Source organism: Ruegeria sp. AL2, assembly GCF_056540845.1.
Map to the genome: position 1 here is coordinate 20813 of NZ_JBQFXM010000028.1, position 6301 is coordinate 27113.

Here is a 6301-nt window from a genome sequence, read left to right on the forward strand (position 1 = left end):
TGTCAAGATTTGCGTGGGCAAGAAGTGGTACAGTCAATGGTAATTAAGGGGGTGCTCATGGAAGAGTTGGTTGAATTCGGAAGATCATTCGTCCAGGCCATGCGTAAGCGCAGGGGCCTTGGAAGTGTTGATGAAATGTATGCTGAAAACGCACAGTCGATAGAGGCAGTTGTGCCTCCAGTTCGCCAATTCCGCGTTACAAAGGGTCGAGAAGCCATAAAGGGAAAAAGAGGGGATTGGTTGGCATCGCACGAAATTCAAGAACTAGACGTGGATGGCCCCTACGTCCACCCACCCAACCGCTTTGGAGTGCGCTTCAGGGCTGAAGTGGTTCAGAAGGCTACGGGTGAGCGTATGACCCTGCGCGAGATCGCAATGTATTCGGTGGCAGAAGGCAAGATTGTGCTGGAAGAGTTCTTCATGCTGCCTAAGTAAGAAGAGCGACTAACAACATCGTCTATTTGTTGGTTTAATCAGTGCGCATGGCTCTTGGGCGAATTGAAATTCCGGACGGAGGTCGGGAATGCAACACAGAACAGTGGCATATTATGTAGGAGTTGATGCTGACGACGCGTCGATTTTGGAATGCGCTGAAACTGCCCGTATTCAGAACGGCCACTTGATTTGTGTAATGATCGCGGCTTTACCTAACCTGCCTTACTTAAAGTATGGATCAAACAGGTTCGTTGAGGGGGGTCTTCCCTCAAACTGGTTGGATGTTCTTAACGCGCAAAATGCCGCCTTGATGTCCCGCGCCACTGAAGTTGAAGCGTTTCTGGTCGAGCAGGGCGTACCGGCAAATGTAATCGCCTTTATGGGATCTGGAGCAGAGTTACAGCATCTTGTGGCAGGACAAGCAAATTGCTCTGATATCGCTTTTCTAGACGCTGAGTTGCGAAAAGACCCCGATTTATTTCACAAGATCGCGTGCGGAGTGTTGTTTCATTCGCCGGTCCCCCTGATGATCAATGGAGATCCGTTTGCCCAACGCGACTGCATTTTTTTGGCATGGAATGATAGCCTGCCTTCGTCTAGGGCTGCGCATTTAGCTTTACCCTATTTTCTGGCGGCCAACGAAGTTGTGATTGGGTGTTTTGATTTGCCGTCGCCTGATGACGTAAAAGATCAAGTGCCCGGAACTGACATTGCTGGATGGCTCAGCCATCACGGTTGCAACGCGACCGTGTCGCAGTTCCCATGTGGTGGGGCTTCGATCGAACACTGCATTCAAGAACGCGCAAGAGAATTGGGGGCCGACCTCGTTGCTATGGGCGCTTATGGGCATTCTCATTTGCGTGAGTCAGTTTTTGGGGGAACGACGCAAGCAATGTTAGAGCAGACGAGGTTGCCAGTGCTTTTCGGACACTGATTAAACGAACCGGCGACTGTGATTTGCTGGGAGCCATAGCTAAAAATGTTCACCTGCAAATGCGGGAGCAGCCAGTTGCTATTAGGAAATCGCTTGAGATTGATGCTGGTTTGCCCGACTGTTTCAGCTAAGGAAATCTATTACAATTGACGTCAGTTCGTCCCAGTCAGTAAATTCCCGTGCCCCATCTTGTGGATCGATTTTTCGACCTAGCAAGACAACGTGCTTAAGGACCTCCCTCTCAAAATACCCGTAGTTCTCGGGCCTCACCGCGCCTGCGATCAACGCCGTCGCATTCGGTTCAAAACCTGTTCGCATAAACATTTCGTTGAGATAGTCGCGTGCTTCTTCTCGACCTGACGCGAAAGAAGCTTTTAGACCAACGGAAAGCACGAGAGACTTTCGTTTAGTTAGGGCATCTCTGTTTGAAGTGACAAAAGCCTCGAATGACTCGGGGTGCCTACGTTCGTGGACAGGGGCCAGAAGAACAACCTTGACCACACCGTCAAGCGATACGTGGCCAGAGAAATCATCGGTATTGATCAGGTTTGTTTTGAAACCGGCATTCTTCGCGACATTACAGATGAAACGCGCAATCTTTGCTGTGTGGCCTTCGACGGTAGCGAAGGCGATGAGTACGGTCATTCCGATCCTCCCAAAATCGGCCTGAATAGATTTTTTATTATGAGTAAGTGGCGAGCGTTGCCCTTGATCTCCATCAAAGGCGTTTCTTGGGAGCATATCGGGATAGTTGTGGTATGTAATTGCTGTCCAAGCGGAGAATGATTTTGAGGAAGTTCGCGACGACAGCTATTTCCAAGAGAACTTGCTTGTTTCGGCTGACAATTTTGAAACTAGCAAGGCCAAATGGTCCGTTTTGCTATCTTAAGGAAAAGGTCAAGGCAGCGGTGAAAATTGTAAAACTGATACACCACACCGAGAACTTCACCTGTTGGCGCGCGGGCAGGTTTCTGAGCAATCTAATCATAGTCAAACCTTTCAGACAAAATCCGGTAGGACGCGGTGCCCCGTGCGATTAGATGATCTTCGACGACGTCCATCATGGCAGGGGGGCCGCAGAGAACATAAAGCCAGCTTTCAAATTGCTTAGAAGATAAATTGCGGTCCAATAGGGGACCGTCGACCAAACCTGTTTCTCCGCGCCAATCCTTTGGCGGTTCGGATAGAACAAATACTGTATCTTCCTTGGATAACTCCTGGCGATAAGCAATCTGTTCCACGACCCGGTTGCCATAGATAAGCTTGATATCGTGCCGTGTCCCACTCGCCCTTGTCTGACGCAAAATGCTCAGCATCGGCGCGATCCCGACGCCACCTGCGATCAGTACAATGCCTTTCTCAGGACGGTGGTCGATCGACAGATTTCCGTATGGGGCGTCCAGATAGACCGGGGTTTGCGGAGCGATCTTTCCGAGGCCGCATGTGAAATCCCCAAGCTCCTTGATCATGAATGAAACTTCGGGTCCTTCGGCCGGTGCAGAACTAATCGAGAATGGGTTCTCGTGTAGCGAGAAGGCACTGTGGCCGACATTTAGCCAAGCAAACTGCCCTGCTTTGAAGGTCAGTCCGTTGTGACCATCGGGCTTGACGCGCAACTCCCATTGCCTCGGTGTTAGTCGACACACAGAAGTGACGTGCCACGGCCTTTTCCTCTGACGCAAAGGACGAACGAGATAGACATACAGTGAAGCTCCAACTGCAATACTGGTCAGGGCAAGCCAGAGATACGTCAATAGCGGATGCCCACCGTAGCGCCCAGCATATACCGTGTGGTGCAATAGCAGGCAGGCAATCACCAAGGCTCCCAGCCCGTGTAAGAGGCGCCATGTCTCGTATTTGTAATCAAGGGATTTACGGGCAATTGCCGAGGCGACCAGAATGAACAGTAAAAAATAAGCGCCGATGCCAGATACCAGCGCAGAAAAGTCGGTCGTAATCGTAAGTTGGTGTGTTTCATCCCACGGGCGGCGTCCGCCAGAAGGCGTTCCCTGATACAGCAGCGGGTGTATAAGCGCAAAGCCGAGTGCGGTACGCGCCATCAACTGATGCACCCGCATGGTCACATCCATACCCAAACTACAAGAGATGAACCGGAACCGCCCAGACAGGACGAACTCCACCAGGATTATTGAAAATGCAAGCATTCCAAGCCCGGACCCGAGATCTTGATGAAATGGTCGCGGTGGCCATCCCAAGGACCAAGAAAAACCCAAGGGAGCCAAGATCAGCAAAACGTAAATCAGCGCCAGATACGGCCATTTCATACGGCTTTGTTCCACTGTGCTAAAGGTAGGCAACTCGGGCTCATTCAAGATAAACGCTAAGCTGACCTGGGACTCCGATCAAGCCTACTGAGATTGGTCTTAATTTCAGCACGACATGGCAAGTTTGTTGGCTGACGGTTCTTGTTTCTGTTGGCTCAGCCGGTTCGTGCGATTTGGCAAAAGCTGAAGCTGCATGCTTGCGCAAGATCAAGGTTCTTAACCGCGTTTTCTGTCATAATGTTACGCGCGCGAAATCTGACCAAAGGAGGAGGTTCCAAAAATGTTAGAAGACAAAAAGTCCCCGCAACTTTTCACTGGAACGCATCCGCTCTCAGACAATTTTCGACGTGAAATGGAAACCCTGATGTCGCGTTTTTTTGGAGCAAGATCACCTTTCCTACCAATGGAAACGGCTGCGCAACGCACGGGTTTTCCGTCTCTTGATATGACGGGTGCAATTTCACCGGCGATTGATATCCAAGAAACGGATTCTGCGATTGTTCTTACGGCTGAATTGCCGGGGCTCGAAGAGGATGACGTCGAAATTGAAGTCAAGGACCGCAGGCTAATCCTGCGCGGTCAGAAGAAGATTGCGCATGATGAAACGGGCGATCTGCGTGTCAGCGAAAGAAGCTATGGCAGCTTTTCTAGAGCCATGACGCTGCCAGACACCGTGGAAATCGACAAGGTTTCAGCAACATTCGACAAAGGCGTTTTGCATATCGAAATGCCGAAGACTAAGCCTCGGGATCCAAGTCGTAAGATAAAGGTATCGTCGAAATAGACGGCCTGCTAGTTCGCAGCTGTCCTTAAACATGACAGCACTGAGGGCCGATCATCGGTCGGCCTTTTCGAGTTGCGGACCTATAAGTGTTATTGGTTGAATCCGGGCAGACATCGTAAGTGTTTGCAATTATGCTGTTTCTGAGCACTCGTACGTGGCCATACGTTCGGTGTTGCAGCGTGGTAGAATGTCTTCACGCGATTGGATAGGCGTAGTGCTGATCCTGCTGTTCGCTAAACCGTCCGCCAGACTTGTCGAGGCGCTGTTACCCGACAGAGGTGCAGAGTTAACTAGATCTCTAGATCCTCTCATTCCTGGGATCCTAGAAATAGCTGTGGAAACAACAAAAGCTAAAGTCGAACAAATTGTAAGGGCCGAAGTGGCACACCTTCGGTCATGTATGGGGACATCTCAGCCAAACGGAATCGACTTTGTGGGGGGACAACGTTGAGACTGCTGTGTCCGAAGCGCGCTCGTACATAGACAAGATGAAACTGTTCAGCAGGTCCGATTTAGAGATATCCAGTATCAAGGGTATGTACCATATCCTCGGTCATCTTGATTGGCTGCTCTACCGGTGTAGCCAAGATTATCGGATAATCGAGTTGCCGAAGGACCGGCGTTTGAAACGGCTTGCTTCGATGATAGTTCCAGAAACTGACAGTTACTTGGAAACCGACTATCCAGAGAAACGTGAAAACACGCTGAACCGTGTTCGCCGTTTTCTACGACGGAAAAGGAAGCTTCGCAGAGACTTGCTCATTTCCGACGTTGCGACTGACAGCCTGCCAGACGGAGTGGTATCGGCTCGGTTGCGTGCTCTCAGATGGTTGCATTGAGTGTCTTATCACCTTTGGCAGAATTCTCAGGCATATGAACGTATCGGAAGGAGCATCATCTGTGGACGCAGGTGGTGAGGTCAATGTCGAGATGGCGCAATTGGATGTTCGCCTGGATTAGATTTGGCGCGTGCTCAAACTCTATTCCAATGAAACGCCAATGTTCTTACTGGAGCGAATAACATGAGCAAGGTCAAAGAAGTTTCCTTGGGATACTGTTTAATTGAATCTTCATCAGAGGTAGGGAATTGGAGGAGCATATGCAGTTTTTTCTAGGAATTTTATTGGCTTTGTTCACCACGGCACCTGCACTGGCGCAGGACGTCAATGTCAGTGCCGGAAGTGATTTGTACCGGAAGTATTGCTGGCAATGCCATGGTTTCGAAGCAACTGGGGATGGGCCGATGGCCGAAATGCTTGCTATTCGAACACCCGACCTCACCAAGCTGGCGAGTGAAAACGATGGAGTGTTTCCTATAGGCCGAATAGCTGAACAGATTGATGGTCGTTCACAATTGCTCGCCCATGGGGGCGAAATGCCAATCTTTGGTGCGGTGTTTGAGACAGACCAACAAATCGCGTTAGCTTTGCCTAATGGGCAACCAATGATGGTAGGCCTGCCGTTGGCGAATTTGCTCGCCTTTCTTGAATCGATCCAGGCTGAATAGTCACTGACTAATCTGCTAATCTGTATCAGCCGTGTGTTTGATAGACATGAGAGTCAATGGCGGCCCTACCACTTCGAAGGCCACAGTACTGGCTAAGGTAAAGGCCAAGATGGACGCGGCCCAATTCGGAAATTGCTCTCCGGCTACAAGGGCCATTCCAACCGCGACACCGGCCTGCGGCAGCAACGCGGGACCATACCAGGGGGCCTGACGGCGAGGCAGGCCCCCAATTCTTGCCCCGCAATAGCCCCCAACTAGGCGGGACGGTATTGCCAAGTTGTTGCCGGCCGATTGTGAAGCATTGGAAAAGTAGGGTTATGCTGCCATTTCGGCGGTGTAAGCGGCCCAGAGACTGA

Annotated in this window: 6 protein-coding genes; 4 read left to right on the forward strand and 2 right to left on the reverse strand. The window is 50.6% G+C overall.

Features of this window, described 5'->3' with window-relative positions; all coding sequences use genetic code 11:
• Positions 1 to 57: 57 nt before the first annotated feature.
• Both ACR0ID_RS18705 and ACR0ID_RS18710 read left to right on the forward strand, forming a co-directional pair.
• The gene (locus ACR0ID_RS18705; protein ID WP_480607824.1) at positions 58 to 435 is read left to right on the forward strand and encodes a SnoaL-like domain-containing protein; all 378 of its coding nucleotides are present in this window, start codon (positions 58 to 60) and stop codon (positions 433 to 435) included.
• An 88-nt stretch (positions 436 to 523) separates the two neighbouring features.
• Positions 524 to 1369, forward strand: a complete 846-nt coding sequence (locus ACR0ID_RS18710) for a universal stress protein (RefSeq protein WP_480555836.1) — start codon at positions 524 to 526, stop codon at positions 1367 to 1369.
• Positions 1370 to 1492: 123 nt separating this feature from the next.
• On the opposite strand, the gene ACR0ID_RS18715 is transcribed toward ACR0ID_RS18710, so the two are convergent.
• Entirely contained in the window at positions 1493 to 2014 is a 522-nt protein-coding gene (locus tag ACR0ID_RS18715; RefSeq protein ID WP_480607828.1) for a flavodoxin domain-containing protein, read from the reverse strand.
• Positions 2015 to 2349: 335 nt separating this feature from the next.
• On the reverse strand, positions 2350 to 3654 hold the full coding sequence (locus ACR0ID_RS18720) for a ferredoxin reductase family protein (protein ID WP_480607830.1): 1305 nt from the start codon (positions 3652 to 3654) through the stop codon (positions 2350 to 2352).
• A gap of 280 nt (positions 3655 to 3934) precedes the next feature.
• Here ACR0ID_RS18720 and ACR0ID_RS18725 point away from each other — a divergent pair, with 280 nt between their 5' ends.
• Both ACR0ID_RS18725 and ACR0ID_RS18730 read left to right on the forward strand, forming a co-directional pair.
• On the forward strand, positions 3935 to 4438 hold the full coding sequence (locus ACR0ID_RS18725) for an Hsp20/alpha crystallin family protein (protein WP_480555835.1): 504 nt from the start codon (positions 3935 to 3937) through the stop codon (positions 4436 to 4438).
• A gap of 1099 nt (positions 4439 to 5537) precedes the next feature.
• Complete coding sequence (locus ACR0ID_RS18730) at positions 5538 to 5945, forward strand: c-type cytochrome (RefSeq protein WP_480521453.1); 408 nt, start codon at positions 5538 to 5540, stop codon at positions 5943 to 5945.
• The last annotated feature ends 356 nt before the right edge of the window (positions 5946 to 6301 follow it).

Excerpts from the sequence above, each read along its gene's own strand:
- ACR0ID_RS18705 (WP_480607824.1), top strand. The coding sequence starts at position 58 with ATGGAAGAGTTGGTTGAATTCGGAAGATCATTCGTCCAGGCCATGCGT.
- ACR0ID_RS18710 (WP_480555836.1), top strand. The coding sequence starts at position 524 with ATGCAACACAGAACAGTGGCATATTATGTAGGAGTTGATGCTGACGAC.
- ACR0ID_RS18715 (WP_480607828.1), bottom strand. The coding sequence starts at position 2,014 with ATGACCGTACTCATCGCCTTCGCTACCGTCGAAGGCCACACAGCAAAG.
- ACR0ID_RS18720 (WP_480607830.1), bottom strand. The coding sequence starts at position 3,654 with ATGAAATGGCCGTATCTGGCGCTGATTTACGTTTTGCTGATCTTGGCT.
- ACR0ID_RS18725 (WP_480555835.1), top strand. The coding sequence starts at position 3,935 with ATGTTAGAAGACAAAAAGTCCCCGCAACTTTTCACTGGAACGCATCCG.
- ACR0ID_RS18730 (WP_480521453.1), top strand. The coding sequence starts at position 5,538 with ATGCAGTTTTTTCTAGGAATTTTATTGGCTTTGTTCACCACGGCACCT.